Annotated in this window: 20 protein-coding genes; 17 read left to right on the forward strand and 3 right to left on the reverse strand. The window is 72.8% G+C overall.

Annotated elements, in window-relative coordinates; genetic code table 11:
- Window positions 1–89: 89 nt before the first annotated feature.
- Both E1281_RS08860 and E1281_RS08865 read right to left on the reverse strand, forming a co-directional pair.
- Entirely contained in the window at window positions 90–290 is a 201-nt protein-coding gene (locus E1281_RS08860) for a DUF397 domain-containing protein (protein WP_131876783.1), read from the reverse strand.
- Window positions 287–1,132, reverse strand: coding sequence for a helix-turn-helix transcriptional regulator (locus E1281_RS08865; RefSeq protein WP_131876784.1), 846 nt, complete (start codon window positions 1,130–1,132; stop codon window positions 287–289). The genes E1281_RS08860 and E1281_RS08865 overlap by 4 nt, the downstream gene beginning before the upstream one ends.
- 195 nt (window positions 1,133–1,327) lie before the next feature.
- Between E1281_RS08865 and E1281_RS08870 the strand changes: the two genes are divergently transcribed.
- Window positions 1,328–1,873 carry an ATP-binding protein gene (locus E1281_RS08870; RefSeq protein WP_243716721.1) on the forward strand — a complete coding sequence of 182 codons (546 nt, stop codon included), beginning with the start codon at window positions 1,328–1,330 and terminating at the stop codon, window positions 1,871–1,873.
- A 19-nt stretch (window positions 1,874–1,892) separates the two neighbouring features.
- Here E1281_RS08870 and E1281_RS08875 read toward each other — a convergent pair whose 3' ends face one another.
- Complete coding sequence (locus E1281_RS08875) at window positions 1,893–2,489, reverse strand: TetR/AcrR family transcriptional regulator (RefSeq protein WP_131876785.1); 597 nt, start codon at window positions 2,487–2,489, stop codon at window positions 1,893–1,895.
- Between the two features lie 193 nt (window positions 2,490–2,682).
- On the opposite strand from E1281_RS08875, the gene E1281_RS08880 reads away from it, so the two are divergent.
- The 16 genes from E1281_RS08880 to E1281_RS08955 all read left to right on the forward strand — a co-directional run.
- Window positions 2,683–3,183, forward strand: coding sequence for a hypothetical protein (locus tag E1281_RS08880; protein ID WP_131876786.1), 501 nt, complete (start codon window positions 2,683–2,685; stop codon window positions 3,181–3,183).
- A 17-nt stretch (window positions 3,184–3,200) separates the two neighbouring features.
- Complete coding sequence (locus E1281_RS08885) at window positions 3,201–4,469, forward strand: bifunctional cobalt-precorrin-7 (C(5))-methyltransferase CbiE/decarboxylating cobalt-precorrin-6B (C(15))-methyltransferase CbiT (RefSeq protein ID WP_131876787.1); 1,269 nt, start codon at window positions 3,201–3,203, stop codon at window positions 4,467–4,469.
- An 82-nt stretch (window positions 4,470–4,551) separates the two neighbouring features.
- Window positions 4,552–5,151 (forward strand): precorrin-8X methylmutase, encoded by a 600-nt coding sequence (locus E1281_RS08890; protein ID WP_131876788.1) that lies wholly within the window; start codon window positions 4,552–4,554, stop codon window positions 5,149–5,151.
- Window positions 5,148–6,185 (forward strand): Rv2231c family pyridoxal phosphate-dependent protein CobC, encoded by a 1,038-nt coding sequence (gene cobC / locus E1281_RS08895; protein ID WP_243716723.1) that lies wholly within the window; start codon window positions 5,148–5,150, stop codon window positions 6,183–6,185. Before E1281_RS08890 ends, cobC begins: the two co-directional genes overlap by 4 nt.
- 28 nt (window positions 6,186–6,213) lie before the next feature.
- Window positions 6,214–7,311: a nicotinate-nucleotide--dimethylbenzimidazole phosphoribosyltransferase gene (gene cobT, locus E1281_RS08900; protein ID WP_131876789.1), complete on the forward strand. Its 1,098-nt coding sequence runs from the start codon at window positions 6,214–6,216 to the stop codon at window positions 7,309–7,311.
- Between the two features lie 149 nt (window positions 7,312–7,460).
- Window positions 7,461–8,699 carry a uroporphyrinogen-III C-methyltransferase gene (cobA, locus tag E1281_RS08905; RefSeq protein WP_243716724.1) on the forward strand — a complete coding sequence of 413 codons (1,239 nt, stop codon included), beginning with the start codon at window positions 7,461–7,463 and terminating at the stop codon, window positions 8,697–8,699.
- Complete coding sequence (locus E1281_RS08910; protein WP_165958839.1) at window positions 8,696–10,735, forward strand: AAA family ATPase; 2,040 nt, start codon at window positions 8,696–8,698, stop codon at window positions 10,733–10,735. The genes cobA and E1281_RS08910 overlap by 4 nt, the downstream gene beginning before the upstream one ends.
- Window positions 10,732–12,441 (forward strand): ABC transporter, encoded by a 1,710-nt coding sequence (locus tag E1281_RS08915; protein ID WP_131876791.1) that lies wholly within the window; start codon window positions 10,732–10,734, stop codon window positions 12,439–12,441. Before E1281_RS08910 ends, E1281_RS08915 begins: the two co-directional genes overlap by 4 nt.
- Before the next feature lie 87 nt (window positions 12,442–12,528).
- Window positions 12,529–12,996: a single-stranded DNA-binding protein gene (locus tag E1281_RS08920; protein WP_131876792.1), complete on the forward strand. Its 468-nt coding sequence runs from the start codon at window positions 12,529–12,531 to the stop codon at window positions 12,994–12,996.
- Window positions 12,997–13,304: 308 nt separating this feature from the next.
- Complete coding sequence (locus E1281_RS08925; RefSeq protein WP_131876793.1) at window positions 13,305–14,594, forward strand: GGDEF domain-containing protein; 1,290 nt, start codon at window positions 13,305–13,307, stop codon at window positions 14,592–14,594.
- 65 nt (window positions 14,595–14,659) lie between these two features.
- The gene (gene ettA / locus E1281_RS08930) at window positions 14,660–16,321 is read left to right on the forward strand and encodes an energy-dependent translational throttle protein EttA (RefSeq protein ID WP_131876794.1); all 1,662 of its coding nucleotides are present in this window, start codon (window positions 14,660–14,662) and stop codon (window positions 16,319–16,321) included.
- A gap of 183 nt (window positions 16,322–16,504) precedes the next feature.
- Window positions 16,505–17,989 carry an aldehyde dehydrogenase (NADP(+)) gene (locus tag E1281_RS08935; RefSeq protein ID WP_131876795.1) on the forward strand — a complete coding sequence of 495 codons (1,485 nt, stop codon included), beginning with the start codon at window positions 16,505–16,507 and terminating at the stop codon, window positions 17,987–17,989.
- Window positions 17,986–19,314, forward strand: coding sequence for an enolase C-terminal domain-like protein (locus tag E1281_RS08940; RefSeq protein ID WP_131876796.1), 1,329 nt, complete (start codon window positions 17,986–17,988; stop codon window positions 19,312–19,314). Before E1281_RS08935 ends, E1281_RS08940 begins: the two co-directional genes overlap by 4 nt.
- A 94-nt stretch (window positions 19,315–19,408) precedes the next feature.
- Window positions 19,409–19,846: a thioesterase family protein gene (locus E1281_RS08945; protein WP_131876797.1), complete on the forward strand. Its 438-nt coding sequence runs from the start codon at window positions 19,409–19,411 to the stop codon at window positions 19,844–19,846.
- Window positions 19,843–20,436, forward strand: coding sequence for a GNAT family protein (locus E1281_RS08950; RefSeq protein ID WP_131876798.1), 594 nt, complete (start codon window positions 19,843–19,845; stop codon window positions 20,434–20,436). The genes E1281_RS08945 and E1281_RS08950 overlap by 4 nt, the downstream gene beginning before the upstream one ends.
- A gap of 110 nt (window positions 20,437–20,546) precedes the next feature.
- Window positions 20,547–21,935: S28 family serine protease (locus E1281_RS08955; RefSeq protein ID WP_131876799.1), on the forward strand; the 1,389-nt coding region annotated here is incomplete at its 3' end.

Raw genomic sequence — 21,935 nt, forward strand, 5'->3', positions numbered from 1 at the left:
GACGCACCGCGATACTAGAACAGGTTCTATTTTCCGGGAAGGCCGGGGCCGCGGCGGGGGGCGCCGCGGCCCCGGACCGGTCGGTCTCGCTAGTCGTTCCTGATCGCGACCAGCAGGGCCCGCCAGGCGCGCGGCGTCAGCACCAGCGCCGGTCCGTCGGGGTCCTTGGAGTCGCGCACCGCGCGAAGGTCGTCGGACAGTGGCGCCACCTCGACGCACTGGTCGCCGCTCCCGCTGTGGGACGACGTGCGCCAGGGGGCTCCGGTGAGTTCGCGCTGCAGGTTGGTCACGGGCTGCTCCTTGCTGCCTCGGCGATGAGGTGCGCGGAATCCTCGGGGGACAGTGCGGCCGCCTCGATCCTCTCGAAGCGGTCCCTATGTTTTGCTATTGCCTCCGCACTCTCAAGGTAAACGTCACCCATGGTGCCCTCTACATAGGCGATATCTGGGTCTGCGGGGTCCGGATACGACAATATGGTGAATCGTCCGTCTAGGCCCGCATGTTCCTCCGCCGTGTATGGAAGTACTTGAATCGACACGGATGGGCGGGTCGCCGCGGCGGTCGCGAGGGCGTCCAACTGGGCGCGCATCACCTCCGTGCCGCCGATCTGACGGTGCAGGACCGCCTCGTCGAACACGACCTGCAGGCGCGGCGCGTCCGTCCGGTCGAGCAGGGCCTGGCGGATCTTGCGGGCGGCGATGCGGCGCTCGATGTCCTCCGGGCCGGGCAGCAGCCGGCCGGCGGTGATCACGGCGCGGGAGTACGGCTCGGTCTGCAGGAGCCCGTGCACGAGCTGGGGGTCCCAGGTGCGGATGTGCGACGCCTCGTCCTCCAGCGCCACGTAGCTGCCGGCGAAGACGTCCTGGTAGGCCGTCCACCAGCCGCGCTGGCCGGCCTGCCGGGCGAGGGTGATGAGGGCGTCGCGGGCCGGGCTCGGGACGCCGTAGAGGTCGAGGATGTCGGCGATGTCGCCGGGTTTGGGGCGCGTCTGGCTGGTTTCGAGGCGGGAGACGGTGGCTCGCGACCAGTCGAGCCGATCCGCCACCTCCTGCAGGGTCAGGCCCTGCTCCTCTCGCAGTTTGCGGAGCTCCCGCGCCAGACGGCGGCCACGGACGGTGGGGCGGTAGGTCATGGGAGTGGAGTCTGACCACTCTCGACGCGCGCCACAACGCGATTGACGAACCCGGCAGGAAGGGGTGAGCAATTCTGCGGAGGCGGTTGCGCTCGTGAGAATCTCACGACACGCTTACTTCCGTGACCGTCCGGGGACCCACCGTGACCATCCGGCCGGTCGCGTGCCCGGGCACGTAGACCGCGGGAGGAACCCGTGCAGACCACTCCAGCCGACCTGTCAGCGCAGACCATGGCCGACGCCATGGACGACGACGCCCCCGACGACGCGCGTGCCCCCGCGGGCAGCAGGCCCGGCTGGGTCTGGGCCCTCCCGGGCGGCCCCGGATGCGCGGGCCACGCCCGCGCGGTCCTGCGCGTCGCGCTCCCCTCGCTGGGCGTGTCGCGCGACGTGATCGCGGACGCGCAGCTCATGGTCAGCGAACTGGCGACGAACGCGCACCAGCATGCCGGCGAGCACGGCCCCCACGAACTGTGGCTCTACGCGGCGGGGGACGAACCCTGCGCCGGCGGGGGCGACGCCGTCGGCGAGGTCCGGTGCGCCGTCTTCGACGCGCTCGTCGACGCGTCCCTTCCCGGCTATTCGTGGACGTCCGGGGACTGCGGTCGCGGGCTCGGCATCGTCCACGAGCTGTCGGAGGGGCAGTGGGGCACGCGGCGGACGGTGTCGCGGCTCGGGCCGCCCGTCCGCGGCAAGGCCGTCTGGTTCGCCGTGCCCGGATCGGTCGCGGCCTTCCCCTGACGCCTCCCGGCTTCCCCGCTCAGCCCTCTTCGAGGGCCGGGCCTATCTCGCTGACCAGGGTGTGCAGTGACCGTGCGAGCAGGGTGTGCACCTGCTCGCGGTCGAGCGTCTTCTCCTGGAGCCACTGCCGCGTCGCCGCGTCCGCCAGGCCGGAGTAGGTGCGCAGGACGGCGCGCAGCGTCTCGGTCGGCTCCGGGACCCCCAGGACGGCGAGCATGTGCTCGACCGTCTGGTCGCGGAACCGGTTGACGATCCGCAGCAGCTCCGGGTCCTGCCCGAACCCCTCGGCGTCGAGCGCCGCGAACCAGGTGGTGGCGTTCCGCTCCGCCGCGTCGAGGAACAGGTTCACGCACAGCTCCACCGCCTCGGGAAGCGCCATCCGCTCGTCCGGCGGCGGCGCCTTGAGCGCGGCCGACGCCGTCAGCCCCTGGACGACCTTGAGGAACAGCTCCCGCTTCGTCCCGAAGTAGTAGTGGATCAGGCCGCGCTGGACCCCGGTCTCGCGCGCGATCGCGGCGGTGGACACCTCGGCGTAGGGCAACTCGGTGAACATCCGCCGCGCGACGTCCAGAATCTGGGCACGCCGCTCGTCCGGGGACAGGCGCTGGTAGCTCACCGCGACAGCCTATGCTGTCCGGGCGTGCCGATAGTCCCTCGTCTAGTCCCTCGTCTCGGTGGGGAGCGTGCGTGAACGCGACCGATATGCGGCCCGGATCGCGGCCGACCGGCGTGCCGCGCCGGTGCGGCGGCGGAGCCTCCGGAAGGCTCGTCGCCCAGGACGAGGCCAGGACGGATGGGGGACGGCCCCGGTGACCACCGAAGACAGAACGCTCGTGATGTACGGGGACGGAGTGCGCGACGCCGCCCGCCGGATGCTCCCGAAGCTGCCGGAGGCGTGTTTCGCCCCGGCCGGCGCGGGCAGGCTGCGCGAGGCGGTCGAGCGCGGGCTGGCGCAGGTCGTCCTGGTCGCCGGCATGGACGAGCAGGTCGACTTCCTGGACGGCGCCGCGGAAGGCACCGCGGACGGCGCCCGGACCCTGGAGTCGATCACCCTCGACATGGACGGGGGCGCCGCGCTGGCCGCCGAGGTGGCCGCGGCATCGACGCCCCGGGTCGCCTACGAGCTGTGGGAGGCCGCCGGGAGGCTCGGGCCCTGCGGCCGGGAGCTGTGCCGCCGGACCGCCGGCGAGCTGGAGCGCCTCGCCGCCGAGGCGGCCGGATCGGCCACGAGCCCGGTCGCCGCGCAGGTGGTCCTGGTCGACGCGGCGGGGGAGCGGATGGTCGGCATGTACGGGCGAATGGCCCGGTAGGTGACGGGGTCGAGGCGATGCTGACGCTCGTCGGTCGCGACGGTTCGCCGCTCACGGAGGCGGCCCGCGCCGCTTTGGGACGTGCTTCGCTCGTGGTGGGGGAACCCGGCCGCCTGGACGACCTCCCATTGGCGCCCGGCACCCGCAAGGTCGCCACCAAGGACGTCGCCGAGGCGCTGAAAGGCGTCGACGTGTCCGGCCAGGACGTCGTGCTCGTCGTGGACGGAGACCCCGGCTACTTCGGCGTTCTCCGCATGCTCCTCGAACAAGGCCACGCGCCGGAGGCCCTGCCTGCCGCGCCCCTGGTCACGCGGGCTTTCGCCCATGCGGGGATGCCCTGGGAGGACGCACTGGTCGTCTCGGCCCGGGGCGGGCACCTGAGGCAGGCCGTCAACGCTTGCCGAGCCCACCCCAAGGTGGCCGTGCTGACCGGGCCCGGCGCGGGACCGGCGGAGCTGGCGCGCGCGCTGTTCCCCGTTACACCGAGGTCGTTCGTGGTCTGCGAGGACCTGGACGGGCCCAAGGAGCGCGTCGTCTACGTTCGTCCGGCTGAGGCCACCACTCGTCCTTGGAACAACCCGGCTGTGGTGCTCGTGCTGGACAACCGTCACGCGCTGGGGGAGTCACGCTGGATTTCAGGGCCCGTCCCCGCCCCCGGCGGCTGGGCGCTCCCCTCCGAGTCCTTCGGTGACGGCCCGGGGCTGAGGCCGGATGTCCGCGCCTTCGTCCTGGCCAAGCTCGGTCCGAGGGTCGGCGACATGGTGTGGGACGTGGAGTCCGGCGACGGCTCCGTGGGCATCGAATGCGCACGCTTCGGCGCCGCCGTCGTCGCCGTCGACCGCGACTACGCGACGTGCGAGCGAATCCGGGAGAGCGTCCGCCTGCACGGCGTCAAGGTCGCGATGGCGTCCGGGGACGTGCGGTCCACCGCCGCTCACCTGCCCCAGCCCGACGCCGTGTTCCTGGGCCCCGGCTTCGCCGGACGGGGCGGGCCGGAGGCCGTCCGCACCTGCACCGGCCTCGACCCGGCCCCCGCCCGCCTGGTCGCCGTCGCCTCCGCCGACGACGCCGGGACGATGCTGGACGTCCTGGCCGGACAGGGCTTCACGGCCGACGCCGTCCAGCTCCAGGCGACGCCGCTGGACGCGCAGGAACCGCCGGAGGACCCCGTGATCGTCGTCTGGGGTGAGCGCGACGCCCAGGTCCCCGGCCGGCGGCCGTCCCGGACGGCCCGTCCCATCGAGACCATCCCCGGCCTCCCCGGCGGGCCGGACGTGCCCGCATAGGCGATGAGGCCCTGCACGCGCATAACCCCCCGAAAGCCATGAAACCCTGGTGCCCTGGCCTGAAGCGAAGCAGGAGGCGCAGTTGACCGTCCGTCAGCCCCACCCGATCGAGGTCCGGTCGTACGAGATCTTGCGGTCCCGCGTCGACCTGTCTCCGATGCCCCCGCTGTGGCGGGCGGTCGCCGAGCGGGTGATCCACGCCACCGCCGACCTGGAGTACGCGGTGGACCTGGTCACCAGGGAGGAGTTCCTCCGGCGGGGCTGGGCCGCGCTCCGCGACGGCGCGCCGATCGTCACCGACGAGGGGATGGTCGCGGCCGGGATCACGGCCCGGGAGACGATCTGCCACGCCGCCGACCCCGCCGCCGCCCGGATGGCGCGTGCCGCGGGCATCACCCGGTCGGCCGCCGCGGTCCGGCTCTCCTACGCCGAGGTCGGGCCGGGCGCGGTGTGGGCGGTCGGCTCCTCCCCGGAGGCCATCGCCGAGATCATCGCCCGCGGCGTGGACCCGGCGCTGGTCATCGGCATGCCGGTCGGCTTCGTCGGTGCCCGCGAGGCGAAGGAGGCGCTGCGCGCCAGCGGGCTGCCGCAGCTCAGCAACGCCTCGGAGAAGGGCGGTTCCGTGGTCGCCGCCGCGGCCGTCAACGCGCTGCTGTACCAGGACGAGGCGGAGTTCCGGTGACCCCGGTGCCCCCCGAGCCGAGCGAGGTCGACCTGCGCCACCACGGCGACGCGGAGATCGGCGGCGGGCTCGCCGACTTCGCGGTGAACGTCCGGACCGGTACGCCCCCGCGGTGGCTGGCCGAGCGGATCCGGGCGTCCGTCGCGGACCTCGCCGCCTATCCCGACCCGCGCCCCGCCCGCCGGGCGGTCGCGCGGCGGCACGGCAGGTCCGCGGACGAGGTGCTGCTCACCGCCGGTGCCGCGGAGGCGTTCGTCCTGCTCGCCCGGGTCCTCGCGCCGCGCCGGGCGGTGGTCGTGCATCCGCAGTTCACCGAGCCCGAGGCCGCGCTGAGGGCGGCCGGGCACGAGGTGGAACGGGTGGTCCTCACCAAGGACTTCACCCTCGACCCGGGGGCCGTGCCCGCCGACGCCGACCTCGTCGTGATCGGCAACCCGACCAATCCGACCTCCGTGCTGCATCCGGCGGGCGCCGTCGCCGCGCTGGCCAGGCCCGGCCGGACGGTCGTGGTCGACGAGGCGTTCATGGACTGCGTCCCCGGCGAGCCGGAGACCCTGGCCTCCCGGCTGCCCGCCGGGATCGTGGTCGTCCGCTCCCTCACGAAGACGTGGGGCCTGGCAGGGCTGCGCGCCGGATATGTCCTGGCCGATCCCCACCTGGTCGAACGGCTCGCAGAAGCGCAGCCTCTCTGGGCCGTCTCCACACCCGCGCTCGTCGCCGTCGAAGCGTGCTCCGCACCGGAGGCCGTCGCCGAAGCCGGGGCGTGGGCCGTCGAACTCGCCGCCGAGCGCGACAGGCTGGCCGCGGAACTGAGCGCGCGCGGCCTCTACGTCGTGCCAGAGGCGAGGGCGTCCTTCCTGTGCCTGTGCGTGCCCGACGCCCTCGGCCTGCGGGCCCTGCTCCGGCAGCGCGGCTACGCCGTCCGGCGCGGCGACACGTTCCCAGGGCTCGGCACCGACTGGCTGCGCATCGCCGTGCGCGACCGGTCGTCCAACGACGCATTGCTGGACGTGCTCAGTGACCTGGGCATCTGAACCAGGGCCACCAGACGGAGAGGACACCGTGAACCTGATCGAGCAGACCATCGCCTCCATCGCGGCGCCGGACGAGGCCGCCATGCGGGACGCCCGCGACCACCAGGCCCGCCTCACCAAGCCGCCCGGGTCGCTCGGCGTCCTGGAGGAGGTGTCGGTCAAGCTCGCCGGGCTCGCCGGGCAGTGCCCGCCGCCGCTGCCCGAGCCCGCCGCCGTCGCCGTGTTCGCCGCCGACCACGGCGTCCACGCCCAGGGTGTCACGCCGTGGCCGCAGGAGGTCACCGCGCAGATGGTGGCCAACTTCCTGGCCGGCGGCGCCGTGGTCAACGCGTTCGCCGCGCAGGTCGGCGCCGCGGTCAGCGTCGTCGACATCGGCGTCGCCGCCGACATGGACCCGGCTCCCGGGCTGATCTCGCGCAAGGTCGCGCCCGGCACCGCCGACATGACGCGCGGACCCGCGATGACCGCGGACGAGGCCCGCCGCGCCGTGGCCACCGGCATCGAGGTCGCCCGCGATCTGGTCGCCTCCGGTCATCGCTGCCTGATCACCGGGGACATGGGGATCGCCAACACCACCGCGTCCGCCGCGCTGGTCGCCGCGTTCACCGGCCTGCCGCCCGAGCGGGTCACCGGGCGCGGCACCGGCATCGACGACGCCACCCACGCCCGCAAGGTCGAGGTCGTCCGGTCGGCCCTGGCACTGCACGGCCTGCCCGCCGGGGACGGCGCGGAGCCGCTCGGCGTCCTCGCGGCGGTCGGCGGGCTGGAGCACGCCGCGATCGCGGGGTTCGTCCTCGGGGCGGCCTCGCTGCGGGTCCCGGTCGTCCTCGACGGGGTGATCGCCGGATCCGCCGCCCTGGCGGCCGCCGCGATGTGCCCGCGGGCCCTCGGCGCGTGCGTCGCGGGACACCGCTCCGCCGAGCCGGGCCACGGCGCGGCCCTCGGCGCGCTGGGGCTGCGGCCGCTCGTCGACCTGGAGCTGCGGCTCGGCGAGGGAACCGGGGCGCTTCTGGCGTTGCCGCTGGTCCAGGGCGCGGTGCGGGTGCTGCACGAGGTCGCCACCTTCGACTCCGCGGGCGTCAGCGAAAAGGACGCCGGTCCCCGTAACCAAATGATCACGGAATGAGTCACGCTCGGCTATCGAACGGAGGGAGCCACTCTCCATGCACTCGTGAACCCGAGTACCTTTGTTCAACGAGACACGTGTCCGTCACCGGTGCCCGCAAGCTACCCGCACGTCAACGAGACAGCACACCCGATCGAGAGAACCACCACGTGCCCCCGTACCTGCTAGGCCTGCGACTCGGCGGGCGACGCGTCCTCGTCGTCGGCGGGGGGCGGGTCGCCCAGCGCCGCGTGCCCGCGCTCCTGGACGCGGGCGCCTCGGTCGTGCTGGTCTCGCCCGAGGTCACCCCCTCCCTGGAGGGCCTGGCCGAGCGCGGGAAGATCACCTGGCATCGCCGCCCCTACGAGCCGGGCGACTGCGACGGCGCCTGGCTGGTGCAGGCCGTCACCGACGACCCCAAGGCCAACGGCGACGTGGTCGCGGAGGCCGACTCCCTGCGGATCTGGGCCGTCCGGGCCGACGACGCCGATTCGTCGCCCGCCTGGACCCCGGCGAGCGGACACGCGGGCGACGCGACCGTCGGCGTCCTGCTCGGCGGCGACCCCCGGCGGGCCGCGGGCATCCGCGACGCCGTCGTCGAGGGCCTGCGCGACGGCGCCCTGGAATCGCGGCACTCCCGGCGCAAGCCCGCCGGAGTCGCCCTCGTCGGCGGCGGCCCCGGCGACCCCGGGCTGATCACCGTCCGCGGGCGGCGGCTCCTCGCCATGGCCGACGTCGTCGTCACCGACCGGCTCGTCCCCGGCGCGCTGCTGGACGAGCTGCCCGCCGACGTCGAGGTGATCGACGCCGCCAAGATCCCCTACGGCCGGACGGTCGCGCAGGACCGCATCAACGAGTACCTGGTGGAGCACGCGCGCAAGGGCAGGTTCGTCGTCCGACTCAAGGGCGGGGACCCGTTCGTGTTCGGGCGCGGCGGCGAGGAGGCCCTGTACTGCGCCCGCCACGGCGTCTCGGTCACGGTCGTCCCCGGCATCACCAGCGCGGTCGCCGTCCCGTCCGCCGCGGGCATCCCGGTGACCCACCGGGGCGTCGCGCAGGAGTTCCACGTCGTGTCCGCGCACGTCCCCCCGGGGCACGAGGGCTCGACCGTCGACTGGGAGGCGCTGGGACGCGCGGAAGGCACGCTCGTCCTGCTCATGGCCGTGGAGCGGATGACGCCCATCGCAGCGGCCCTCATGCGCTATGGTCGGTCGTCCGACACGCCGGTCGCCGTGATCCAGGACGGCACCCTCCCGGGCCAGCGGTCGCTGACCGCGACGCTGGGGACGGTGGCCGGCGCGATGGCCGCCGGTGACGTCCGGCCGCCGGCGATCGTGGTCGTGGGCGACGTGGTCAACGTGGCACGAGAGATCGACATGATTCGAGCCGACATGGGACGGGATCCGTGACACCCCCGGCAGAGCGAAGCGCGGTCCACGACGAGGAGGCCGGCTCCGGGCCGGGACGCGGATTCGAGGACTCCGCGACCCCCGGCGAGGACGCCGCGCCCGGCGGACAAGCGCGCGGACAGGACGCGCGCGAGAAGGACGAGGTGCGCGAGAAGGAGAGCCGGACCGGGGAGGGCACCGGCCCCGAGGGCGCCCGCGGCGGGGCCGAGCAGGAGTCCGGCGGCGCGAAGCACTCCGGCGGCGTCAAGGACGCCGCCGGAGCCCAGGGCTCCGGCGGCGCGAAGGGCACCAAGGCCCGGCGAGGGCGCAGGCGGGCCGCGCCCAAGCCCATCGGCGGGACGGCGCGGCAGGGCGAGCTGACCCGGGCGCTGACCACGCTGCGCGAGCAGCTCGGCGCGTTCGACTTCCTGCTGGACGTCCCCGGCGTGCAGGAGGCCCGCGAGGCCCGCGACGAACTGCGCGGCCAGCTGGAGGACTACGTTCTCCCGCGCATCCAGGCCGCCGGGGCGCCGATGCTCGTGGTGCTCGGGGGGTCGACCGGCGCGGGCAAGTCCACGCTGGTCAACACGCTCGTCGGCACCCGCGTCAGCGCCACCGGGGTGCTGCGGCCCACCACCAGCAGCCCCATCCTGGTGTGCCACCCCGACCACGTGCAGTGGTTCATGGAGGGGCCGCTGCTGCCCGGCATGGGACGGGTCCGCGGCCCGGCCCCCGACGCCATCGCGGGCGACCAGCTGGTCATCATCGCCAGCGACGTCCTCCCGCCCGGCCTCGCCCTGCTCGACAGCCCCGACTTCGACTCGGTCTTCGAAGACCACTACGAGTTCGCGACCAAGCTCATGGCCGCCGCCGACCTGTGGCTGTGCGTCACCACCGCGGCCCGCTACGCCGACGCCCAGGTGTGGCAGATGCTCCAGCGCGCCAAGGAGAACGGCGCCACGATCGGCGTCGTGCTGTCCCGCGTCCCGCAGGGCGCCGGGCCGCAGGGCGCCGAGATCGTCGAGCACTTCGGCGAGATGCTGGACGAGCACGAGGTCGGCGACGCCCGCCGCTTCACCGTCCCCGAGACCCGGATCGAGGACAGCCGCCTCCCCGAGGAGACCGTCGAGGACATCCGCGCCTGGCTGACCGGGGTCGCCGACGACGCCGACGACCGCGAGATCGTCGTCGGCGACACCCTCGCCGCCGTCCTGGACAGCTTCCGTACCCGCGTGCCGGAGCTGGCCCGCCAGGTCGAGGCGCAGGTCGAGCAGCGCACCGAGCTGGCCGCGCAAGTCGAGGCCGGCTACGGCACCGCCCTCGCCGAGCTGGACGAGGCCACCCGCAACGGCTCCCTGCTGCGCGGCGAGGTGCTGGCCCGCTGGCAGGACTTCGCCGGCACCGGCGACCTGCTGCGCTCCCTGCACACCCAGCGGGGCCGCCGCGGTCGCGCGGCCGGACGGCGCAACCGGCGCAGCCCCGCCCGGGTGCGCGCCCTCAAGGCGGCGCTGCGCGCCGGCCTCGAATCGCTGATCATGGCGTCGGCCGAGCACGGCGCCGAACAGGTCGTCGCCCGCTGGCGCGACCACCCGTCGGGACGCCAGGTCCTCGCCGGCACCGACGCCGACCTCGGGCACGTCTCCCCGGAACTGTCGCGCCGCGTCACCCGGGCCGTCAGCTCGTGGCAGGACCACGTCCAGGAGCTGATCCGCACCGAGGGCGTCACCAAGCGCTCGGTCGCCAAACTGGTCTCGTTCGACTCCGAGGCGGTGTCCCTCGTCCTGATGATCGGCCTGCTCGGGTACGGCACGTCCGACGTCGCCGTCGAGGGCGGCAACAGCGCCGTCCCGCAGCGGCTGCTCAAGGCGCTGTTCGGCGCCGAGTCCCTGCGCGGGATGGGCGCCAAGGCCCGCGCCGACCTGCGCAGCCGCATCGGGATGCTGTTCGACGAGGAGGCCATCCGGTTCGGGCAGGTTCTCGATTCCGCCGGCATCCCCGACGAGACCGTCCCCGTCCAGCTCTACCAGGCCACCTACAACCTCGAGGTTGCCCGATGACCACCTCGGCCATCCCCGCGAACTCGCCCGCCGGAACCGGCGGGATCCCGGTCGTCCCCGCGGGCCTGCCCGACACCGGCGCTCCCGCCGGCCCACCCGGGCTGACCGATCGCCTCAACGGCCTCGACCGGCTCGTCCAGGCGGGCGTCGGCCGGCTCGACCAGCCCGTCCTGGACGACGCCGCCGCGCTCCTCGGCCGGGCCGGGCAGCGGCTGCGGCTGTCCGGCGACCACACCGTGGTCACCCTCGCGGGCGGCACCGGCAGCGGAAAGTCGTCGCTGTTCAACGCCATCTGCGGCCTCGAACTGTCGCCGACCGGCATGCGCCGGCCGATGACGTCCCAGGCTCACGCGTGCGTCTGGGGCCTGGACGGCGCGGGCCCCCTGCTCGACTGGCTGGAGGTCGACAAGCGGCACCGCTACGCCCGCGCCAGCGCCCTCGACCTGGAGCGCGCCGACCACTCCCTGCAGGGCCTCGTCCTCATCGACCTGCCCGACCACGACTCCATCCAGGCCGTGCACCGCGCCGAGGTCGACCGGTTCGTCGCCATCGCCGACCTGCTCGTCTGGGTCGTCGACCCGCAGAAGTACGCCGACGCGGCCCTGCACCGCAACTACATCGTCCCGTTCGCCCGGCACGCCGGGGTCACCCTCATCGTCCTCAACCAGGTCGACCGGCTCGCCCCGCACGAGATCGACGACTGCGTCGCCGACCTGCGCCGGCTGCTGGAGGCCGAGGGCCTCGCCGACCCGCGGATCGTGACCACCTCCGCCGTCGCCGAGGACGGCACCTACGGCTTCCGCGACGTCCTCGTCGACACCGTCGCCGCGCGCCGCGCCCGCACCGAGCGCCTCTCCGCCGACGTGGACCGGGTCGCCGAGCGGTTCGCCGACTACCGCTTCGACGCCGAGCCTCCCACCACCGTCGACGACGGCCGCCGCGCCGACCTCGTCCAGGCCTTCACCGACGCCGCCGGCGCGCCCGCCGTCGCCGAGGCCATGGAGAGCGCCTACGAGCTGCGCGCCGCCGACTTCGTCGGCTGGCCCGTGGCGGCGATCGCCGCCCGGCTGCGCTCCGACCCGCTGCGCCGGATGCGCCTCACCGAGCTGCGCGAGGAACTCCGCAACGCCTTCACCGGCCCGATCGGCGCCCAGCAGGGCGATGTGGACAACGCGCTCCAGAGCGTCACCGAGAGCCTGTCCCAGGAACTGCCCACGCACTGGGGACGCTCCGTCCGCACGGCCGCGCGGTCGCACGCCACAGAGATCCCGGAGGACCTGGGCGAGTCGCTCAAGGCGGCCCTGCCCTCGTTCAACGTGGTGCCCCGCTGGTGGTGGCTGGTCAAGACCTGGCAGTACTTCCTCGTCCTGGTCGCCGTCCTCAGCGTCGTGTGGATCGGCTTCCTCGTCGCCTACGGCGTGTTCGAGCTCGGTGGCGACGACCCGGGCCTCATCGGCGAGGCCGGCCTCATCCCGTACGTCGCCGTACTCGTCGTGTGCACGCTCGGCATGGGCTGGCTCACCGCGTCCGCGTGTCGCAACCTGGTGGCGCTGTCGTCCGCCAAGCACGGCGACAAGATGGAACACCACATGCGCGTGGGCATCGAGCGCGTCGCCTACCAGAAGGTGATCGAGCCCATCCAGGACGACTTGCAGGTCTATGCCCGCTTCCGCGAGAACGTGGACGTGGCCCTGGGCCGCGGCTAGTTATCCACAATTGCGCGCCCGGCCCCGCCTCCGCCGGGCCCTGCGTCACCGTTGACCCGTACCGAATACCGGACGACGGAGGACGCAGTGAACGAGGCGCACATCACCATCACCGGCTGGGTCGCCGCCGAACCCCGCTACACCGTGACGCCCAACGGAACCCCGTTCCTGGCTCTGCGGGTCGGCTGCACGCCCCGCCGCTACGACCGGCAGACCGGCCAGTGGCAGGACGTCGAGACGCTGTTCGTGACCGTCAACTGCTGGCGAAGCCTCGCCGACAACGTCAACGCCTCCGAGTTTCCGCGCGGCACACCGGTCCTGGTCACGGGCCGCCTGCGCGTCCGCCAGTACGAACGTGACGGCCACTGGCGCTTCTCCGCCGAGATCGAGGCCACCACCCTCGGCCCCGACCTCCTGCGCGGTACCGCCGACTACCGCCCGGCCCAGCGCGGCGGCCCGCTGAGCGAGGAGGACCGCCAACTGGCCCGCGACACCGCCGACGAATGGGCCCTGACGGCTCCCGCGGAGGAGGAGAACGAACCCAAGGCCGCCTGACCGGGCTTCGGGCGGTGGCTCTGGAGGTCAGTGGCTCTGGAGATCAAGGGGGCGGGGGGCGTGGCCGGCAGTGGCGTGGCTGCCGGTCGGCGCCCCCGAACCATCGGGGTCTGCGGCGTCAGATCCAGGAAATGCCGCGCATGGTCGAATCCCCCTCAGGATGTGCCGGGACCGCGAACCCGCGGGCCCTGATGCGTGGTGTCCGAACGGCCACCCGCATGTGCGTTCCCGAACGTACCTGTTTCACGCCCCTTCCGCACACGTTGCAACTATCGTGTTACACAAGGTGATGCACGTAAGGGGGAAGGATGACGGCAGTGCAGTCGTCCGCCGAGGACCGTGGTGGGGAGCTGGCCCTCCGGCCCAGGCGCCGGGCTCTACTGGGGCGTCCGTCCCTGCTCGTGATCTATGTACCGGTGGTGGTGGCCGCCCACCTGGGTTTCACCGTCGCGGGGCTGATCGGGACGCCGCTCCGGGTCGGTGATCTGACGACGTTCGCGGCCCTGCTGGCGTGCGGGGCGGTGTGCATCGAGGCGACGCGGCGCCTCGGGATGCCGGCGGGGGTCGCGCGCGACCTGCTGTCGGCGTGGTGGCTGCCGGTCGCGCTGCTGCTGCCCCCGGTGTACGCGCTGCTGATCCCGGTGCCGCTGCAGGCGCTGCTCCAGTTCCGGGTGCGCCGGACGCTGATCTACCGGCGGGCGCTGGTCGCCGCGGCGTTCGGGATCGCCGGGGCGTGCGCGTCCCTGGTGTTCCACCGGGTGGTGCCCGATCCGCTGGAAGGGTCCCCGCAGTGGGTCGTCCTGGCGTACCCGGGCATCCCGGCGGCCGTGGCGTGCGCGGCACTGTTCACCGTGGTGAACACGGCGATCGTCGCCGTCGCGGCGCACGCGGCCAACCCCGAGAGTCGCTGGCGGGACGTCCTGTGGACGCGCGAAAGCCTGCTCCTGGACGTGGTGGAGCTGTGCGTCGGCACCATCGTCACGGTCATGAGCGCCCTGTCGCTGGGTCTGCTGCTCCTGGCGCTGCCGCCCGTGATGCTGCTGCAGCGGAGCCTGATGCACCAGCAGTTGCAGGCGGCCGCGCGCACGGACGCCAAGACCGGGCTGCTGAACGCCGCGGCCTGGCAGCGGGAGGCCGACACCGAGCTGTCCCGCGCCCAGCGCACGCACGACGCCGTGGCGCTCCTGCTGATCGACATCGACCACTTCAAACGGGTCAACGACACCCACGGGCACCTGATGGGCGACCAGGTGCTGGTCGGGGTGGCCAGCACCCTGTGCCACCAGCTGCGCGACTACGACGTGGTGGGAAGGTTCGGCGGCGAGGAGTTCGTGGTGCTCCTGCCGGGCGCCGACACCGTCGAGGCGTGCCGCGTGGCGGAACGCCTGCGCGGCAGGGTGCGCCGCCTGGCGGTGCCGGCGGAGGAGGGCACGGTGACGGTGACGGTGTCGGTGGGCGTGGCCCTGTACCGCACGCACGGCCAGGACCTCCTGGAACTCCTGGCGGCCGCCGACCTGGCCCTGTACCGCGCCAAGTCCTCCGGCCGCGACCGAGTCTGCCTCCCCGCGGTGGACGGCCCCAAGCCGTCCGGCGCCTGAACCCCCGCCCGCCAAGGGAAGCGCGGTAAACACACCACACTCCGGAACCCTCTAGGCTTGATGGCATGGCCGAGTACATCTACACGATGCAGCGTGTGCGCAAGGCACATGGCGACAAGGTCGTCCTGGACGACGTCACCCTGCATTTCCTTCCGGGCGCAAAGATCGGGGTCCTGGGGCCGAACGGCACCGGCAAGTCGACGCTGCTGCGCATGATGGCCGGTCTGGAACAGCCCTCCAACGGCGACGCGCGGCTGATGCCCGGCTTCACGGTCGGCATGCTCCAGCAGGAGCCGCCTCTGAACGAGGAGAAGACCGTCCTCGGGAACGTCCAGGAGGGCGTCGCCGAGACCAAGGCGATGGTCGACCGGTTCAACGAGATCGCCGAGAAGATGGCGACGGACTACTCCGACGAGCTGATGGAGGAGATGGGCAAGCTCCAGGAGCAGCTCGACCACCGCAACGCGTGGGACCTCGACAGCCAGCTCGAACAGGCGATGGACGCGCTGCGCTGCCCCCCCGGGGACGCCGAGGTCGCGAACCTGTCGGGTGGTGAGCGGCGGCGCGTCGCGCTGTGCAAGCTCCTGCTCGAAGCGCCCGACCTCCTGCTGCTGGACGAGCCCACCAACCACCTGGACGCGGAGAGCGTGCAGTGGCTGGAGCAGTTCCTCGCCAAGTACGAGGGCACCGTCCTGGCCGTCACCCACGACCGGTACTTCCTCGACAACGTCGCCACCTGGATCCTGGAACTGGACCGGGGCCGCTGCTACCCCTACGAGGGCAACTACTCCGTCTACCTGGAGAAGAAGGCCGAGCGGCTGAAGGTCGAGGGCAACAAGGACGCCAAGCGCAAGAAGCGCCTCCAGGACGAGCTGGAGTGGGTCCGGTCGAACCCGAAGGCGCGGCAGACCAAGAGCAAGGCGCGCCTGGAGCGGTACGAGGAGATGGCCGCCGAGGCCGACAAGTACCGCAAGCTCGACTTCGAGGAGATCCAGATCCCGCCGGGTCCCCGGCTCGGCAACACGGTGATCGTCGCCGAGAACCTGACGAAGGGCTTCGGCGACCGGGTGCTGATGGACGACCTGTCGTTCAACCTGCCCCCGAACGGCATCGTCGGCGTCATCGGCCCGAACGGCGTCGGCAAGACCACGCTGTTCCGCATGGTCATCGGTGAGGAGGAGCCGGACTCGGGCAAGCTGCGGGTCGGTGAGACGGTCAAGGTCTCCTACGTCGACCAGGGCCGCGGCGGCATCGACGGGAAGAAGACGGTGTGGCAGGTCGTGTCCGACGGCCTCGACCACATCAAGGTCGGGCAGGTCGAGATGCCGTCCCGCGCCTATGTCGCGGCGTTCGGGTTCAAGGGTCCCGACCAGCAGAAGCCGGCGGGCGTCCTGTCCGGTGGGGAGCGCAACCGCCTCAACCTGGCGCTCACCCTCAAGATGGGCGGCAACGTCCTGCTGCTGGACGAGCCGACCAACGACCTGGACACCGAGACCCTGTCCAGCCTGGAGAACGCCCTCCTGGAGTTCCCGGGGTGCGCCGTGATCACCTCGCACGACCGGTGGTTCCTGGACCGCATCGCCACGCACATCCTCGCGTGGGAGGAGGGCTCGAAGTGGTTCTGGTTCGAGGGCAACTTCGCCGACTACGAGAAGAACAAGATCGAGCGGCTGGGCGCCGAGGCTGCCCGCCCGCACCGGGTGACGCACCGCAAGCTCACCCGCTGACCGCCTGACCGGCTCCACGGCCGCGCGATCACCATGATCGCGCGGCCGTTCGCGTCCCGCCCGGCAGCCGACGCAGTGATACAAGGCGTGCATCGAACGATGCGCATTTCGTGTTGGACAGGTATCGATCCGGTCTCCTATCGTCCGGACTGACTCACCCGCCGGACCCGAGGAGGACGGACGATGGCGCGGCTCACCGGGCACATGGTGATCGGCTTCGAGCGCATCGAAGGGACGGGGACGGCGATCACCGCGGTCGATCCCCGTACCGGTGAACGCCTCGGCCCCGAGTACCGCTACGGCGGCGAGGCCGAGGTGGAGTGGGCCTGCGCCCTGGCCGACGAGGCGTCCGGCGCCTACCGCGCGGCGTCCCCCGAGCGGCGGGCCGCGTTCCTTGAGGCCGTCGCGGCCGGGCTGGACGACCTCACCGGCGAGCTCGTCGCCCGTGCCACGTCCGAGACCGGCCTCCCCGCGGCCCGCGTGACCGGCGAGGTCGCCCGCACGACCGGCCAGCTCCGCCTCTTCGCCGGCGACCTGCGCGCGGCCGGCGGGCCGTTCGCGCGCGTCGATCCCGCCGACGACGGCGGGCCGGAGATCAGGCAGGGCAGGGTGCCGCTCGGGCCGGTGGCGGTGTTCGGGGCGAGCAACTTCCCGCTGGCGTTCTCGGTGGCGGGCGGGGACACGGCGGCGGCGCTGGCCGCCGGCTGCCCGGTGATCGTGAAGGCGCACGACGCCCACCCCGGCACGTGCGAACTCGTCGGGCGCGCCGTGTCGGAGGCCGTCCGGGAGGCGGGCCTGCCCGAAGGCGTGTTCTCGATGCTCTACGGGGACGGCCCGACGCTCGGCATCGCGCTCGTCACCGACCCGCGCGTGCAGGCGGTCGGGTTCACCGGATCGCGGGCGGCGGGGCTGGCGATCGCGAAGGCGGCGGCGGCCCGGCCGAGGCCGATCCCCGTGTACGCGGAGATGAGCAGCGTCAACCCCGTCTTCCTGCTGCCGGAGGCCCTGGAGGCGGGCGGCGGCGAGCTGGCGGGCGCCTTCGCCGGCTCCGTGACGCTCGGGGCCGGGCAGTTCTGCACGAACCCGGGCCTGGTCTTCGCGGTCCGGGGCCCCGCACTGGACACGTTCCTGGACGCGGCCGCCAAGGCGATCGCCGGGGACCCGGGCGCGCCCATGCTCACCCCCGGCATCGCCCGTGCCTACGCCGACGGAGTCGCCCGGCTCGAACGGCACCCGGCCGTGGAGATCCTCGCGCGCGGCCGGGAACCCGACGCGGCGGTGGGAGGCGCGGCCGCTCTCGCCGCCGTGGACGCCGAGCACTTCGGCCCCGGCCTCCAGGAGGAGATCTTCGGCGCGTGCTCGCTGGTCGTCCGCTGCGAGGACCTCGCGCAGATCGCGGAGCTGGCCCGCGGCCTGGAAGGGCAGCTGACCGCGACGCTCCACGCCGGCCCCGGCGACCGGGAGGCGGCGGACCGGCTGCTGCCCGTCCTTGAGCGCCTGGCCGGTCGGATCGTCTGGGACGGCTGGCCCACCGGGGTGAGGGTGGGGCATGCGATGGTCCACGGCGGGCCGTTCCCAGCGACGTCCGACGCGCGGACGACCTCGGTCGGGAGCCTCGCCGTCGAGCGGTTCCAGCGCCCGGTCGCCTACCAGGGGGCGCGGCGATGAATACCCCGGTCGTCACCGGGATGCGCGTGATCCCCGTCGCGGGGCACGACAGCATGCTGCTCAACCTCGGCGGGGCGCACGGCCCGTTCTTCACGCGGAACCTGCTGCTGCTCACCGATTCCGCCGGCGGCACCGGGGTCGGGGAGGTCCCGGGCGGCGAGGGCATCCGCCGCACGCTGGAGGACGCGCGCGACCTGGTCGTCGGACGGCCCATCGGGCGGTCCGACGCGATCCTGAACGCCGTCCGCGCGACGTTCGGCCACCTGGACGCCGGCGGGCGCGGCGGGCTGACGCACGACACCAGGATCACCGTCCACGCGCTGACCGCGATCGAGTCGGCGCTGCTCGACCTGATGGGGCGGTTCCTCGGCGTCCCCGTGGCCGCGCTGCTCGGCGACGGCGTCCAGCGGGAGACGGTCCCGATGCTCGGCTACCTGTTCTACATCGGCGACCGCCACAAGACCGGCCTTCCGTACGAGGGGCCGCCAGAGGGAGCGGACGGCTGGCTCCGCGTCCGGCACGAGGAGACCATGACAGCGGACGCGATCGTCCGGCAGGCGGAGGCGGCGCAGGAGCGGTACGGGTTCGCCGACTTCAAGCTCAAGGGCGGCGTGCTCAGAGGCGACGACGAGGCCGAGGCCGTCCGGGCGCTGGCCGAGCGGTTCCCCGGCGCCCGCATCAACCTCGACCCGAACGGTGCGTGGTCGCTGGACGAGGCCGTCCGGCTGGGCGGCGCGCTCAAGGACGTCCTCGCCTACGCGGAGGACCCGTGCGGAGCCGAACTCGGCTACTCGGGACGCGAGACGATGGCGGAGTTCCGCCGCGCCACCGGCCTGCGCACCGCCACCAACATGATCGCCGTCGACTGGCGGGAACTCGGCCACGCGATCCGGCTGGACGCGGTGGACATCCCGCTCGCCGACCCGCACTTCTGGACGATGCGGGGCTCGGTGCGGGTGGCGCAGCTGTGCCAGGCGTGGGGGCTGACGTGGGGGTCGCACTCCAACAACCACTTCGACGTGTCGCTCGCCATGTTCACCCACGTCGCCGCCGCCGCGCCCGGGGAGATCACCGCGATCGACACGCACTGGATCTGGCAGGACGGCCAGCGCCTCACCCGGGACCCCCTCCGCATCGAGGACGGGCGGATCACGCTCCCGGAGGCGCCGGGACTCGGCGTCGACGTCGACGAGGAGCGGATCGAGGCCGCGCACCGGCTCTATGTCGAGCACGGGCTCGGCGACCGCGACGACGCGGCCGCGATGGAGTACCTGGTTCCCGGCTGGACGTTCGACCCGAAGCGTCCCTGCCTCGTCCGCGACTGACCCGCCCGGGAGCGGCCGGGGCGAGAGCCGGCCCCCGGAAGCGCTGCGGGTAACATCGACCGGACCCCGGTTTCCCGTACCCCCAGGCGAGGACATGCAGCAGACCGACATGCCCGAGGCCGAGTACCGGCACATCTACGAGTTCAACATCCGGTTCGGCGACATCGACTCCCAGGGCCACGTGAACAACGTGAAGTTCCTCGGCTACCTGGAGGACGCCCGGCTGGAGATGTTCCACGGCGACCCGGTGCGCAAGGGGGAGAAGCCCGTCCGGGGCATGGTGATCTCGCGGCACGAGATCGACTACCGGACCCCGCTGCTGCCGACCGTGTACCCGATCCGGGTGGAGACGTGGGTGACCGAGGCCCGCGCCGCCTCGTTCAAGCTGGCCTACGAGGTGCGCGACGACGAGAACGTCTACGCCGCGGCGACCTCGACGCTCGTCGCGTTCGACGTGGAGACGAACCGGCTGCGCCGCTTCACGCCCGAGGAGCGTGAGTTCATCGGGCGTTACGTGGCGCCCCGGCCATGACGGCGCTCGCCGGCCAGCCCGTCTCGCTCGACCGTCCCCAGCCCGGCGTGCGGCTGCGCGTCGTCCAGATGGCGGACGCGGAGGAGCTCGCCGCGCTCTACGAGGCGAACCGCGAGTACCTGCACCCCTGGGAGCCGGAGCGCGACGACGCGTACTTCACCGTCGAAGGGCAGCTCGACAATCTGCACGACCTGGTCGAGGCGTACGCGACGGAGGAGATGTGGCCGGGCGTCATCCTGGTCGACGGTGAGATGGCCGGACGGATCACGCTCAACAACGTCCTGCGCGGCCCCTTGCAGAGCTGCTTCGTCGGGTACTGGGTGGCGAGCGCGCACGCCGGCCGCGGTGTTGCGACCGAGGCGGTCCGGCAGGCCCTGGACGTGGCGTTCGGCGCCCTGCGCCTCCACCGTGTGGAGGCGTTCACGAGGGTGGACAACATTCCGTCCCAGCGGGTCCTGGAGCGCAACGGGTTCACGGCGGTGGGCACGGCTCGCCGGCACATCCACCTGGAGGGACGCTGGCACGACGAGCGGCTCTTCGAGCGCCTGGCCCCCTGGGACGACGGAATCGCCCTGACCCCGCCCGCCTGAGTTCCGCGGCCGTCACGGATGGATAACAAGCAACACAGGAATCCGTTTTCGGCCTACTTCTCCTCTAGTGTCGCGACGCGATTGTGGAGAACCCACGTGAAAGGGGCACAATGCGGCGCGTCTCACAAGGAGCGACGGCACTGCTGCTCGCCGCGGCACTGACCGGAACGGGCGCCACGGCGGCGCAGGCGGTCACCCTCCAGGCGGGCACGAACAAGTCCGGCACGGGCCAGCCGGGCGACGTCCTCGACCGGCTCAAGGCGATCCCCGGCATGCAGGTGACGGAGAAGACCTCGACGCTGCCGGGCTACCGCTGGTTCTGGCTGGAGTACAGGCAGCCGGTCGACCACCGCGACCCGCGCGGGCAGTGGTTCGAGCAGCGGATCATGCTGCAGCACAAGACCGCGGACGGACCCATGGTCCTGTACACCAGCGGCTACGACACGCCCGAGGTGATGTTCACCTCCGAGCCGACCGCGCTGGTCGACGGCAACCAGATCTCGGTCGAGTACCGCTACTTCACCCCGTCCCGCCCCGTCCCGACGGATTGGACCAAGGACACGATCTGGCAGGCCGCCACCGACGAGCACCGGATCATCCGCGCGCTCAAGACGATCTACAAGGGCAAGTGGATCTCGACGGGCGGCAGCAAGGGCGGCATGACCGCCGTCTACCACAAGCGCTTCTACCCGCGTGACGTCGACGGAAGCGTCGTCTACGTGGCGCCGAACGACCACCGCAACAACGACGACCGCGCCTACGACGAGTTCTTCGAGACGGTCGGCACCGACCCCGAATGCCGCGCCCACCTCCAGGCGCTCGCCCGTGAGTTCCTCAAGCGGCGCCCCGCCATGCTCACGCGCTTCACGGCCGCCGCCGAGGAGAACGGCTGGACGTTCGACATCCTCCGGAGCCCGGACCGGGCGTTCGAGAACTCGGTCATGGACTACGAGTGGGGGTTCTGGCAGTACAGCCTGCAGTCCGACTGCGCGGACCTGCCACCGGTGGACGCCTCCGACGACGACCTCTACACGTCGCTCGACAGCATCGCCGGGCTCTCCTTCTACACCGACCAGGGCCTGGAGCCCTACATCCCGTACTACTACCAGGCGGGTACGCAGCTGGGCTGGCCCTCACCGAAGTTCAAGCACATGCGCAAGCTGCTGCGGCACGAGGACAGCTACCACCCGCGCACCTACGTCCCGCGCGACATCCGGATGCGGTTCGACAACGGCCGCGCCATGCGCGACATCGACCGCTGGGTGCGCGGCAACGCCAGCCAGATGATGTTCGTGTACGGGGAGAACGACCCGTGGGGGTCCAAGCCGTTCCGCCTCGGGCACGGCAGCCGCGACTCCGCCGTCTACGTCGCCCCGGGCATGAACCACAGCGGCCGTCTCATCACGGAGCTGCCCGCCGAGCAGCAGGCCACGGCGATCGCCGACCTCAAGCGGTGGGCCGGCGTCGACCCCGCCGCCCAGACGCTCAAGTCCACCCCC

Source organism: Actinomadura sp. KC345 (genome assembly GCF_004348515.1).
Classification (GTDB): Bacteria; Actinomycetota; Actinomycetes; order Streptosporangiales; family Streptosporangiaceae; genus Spirillospora.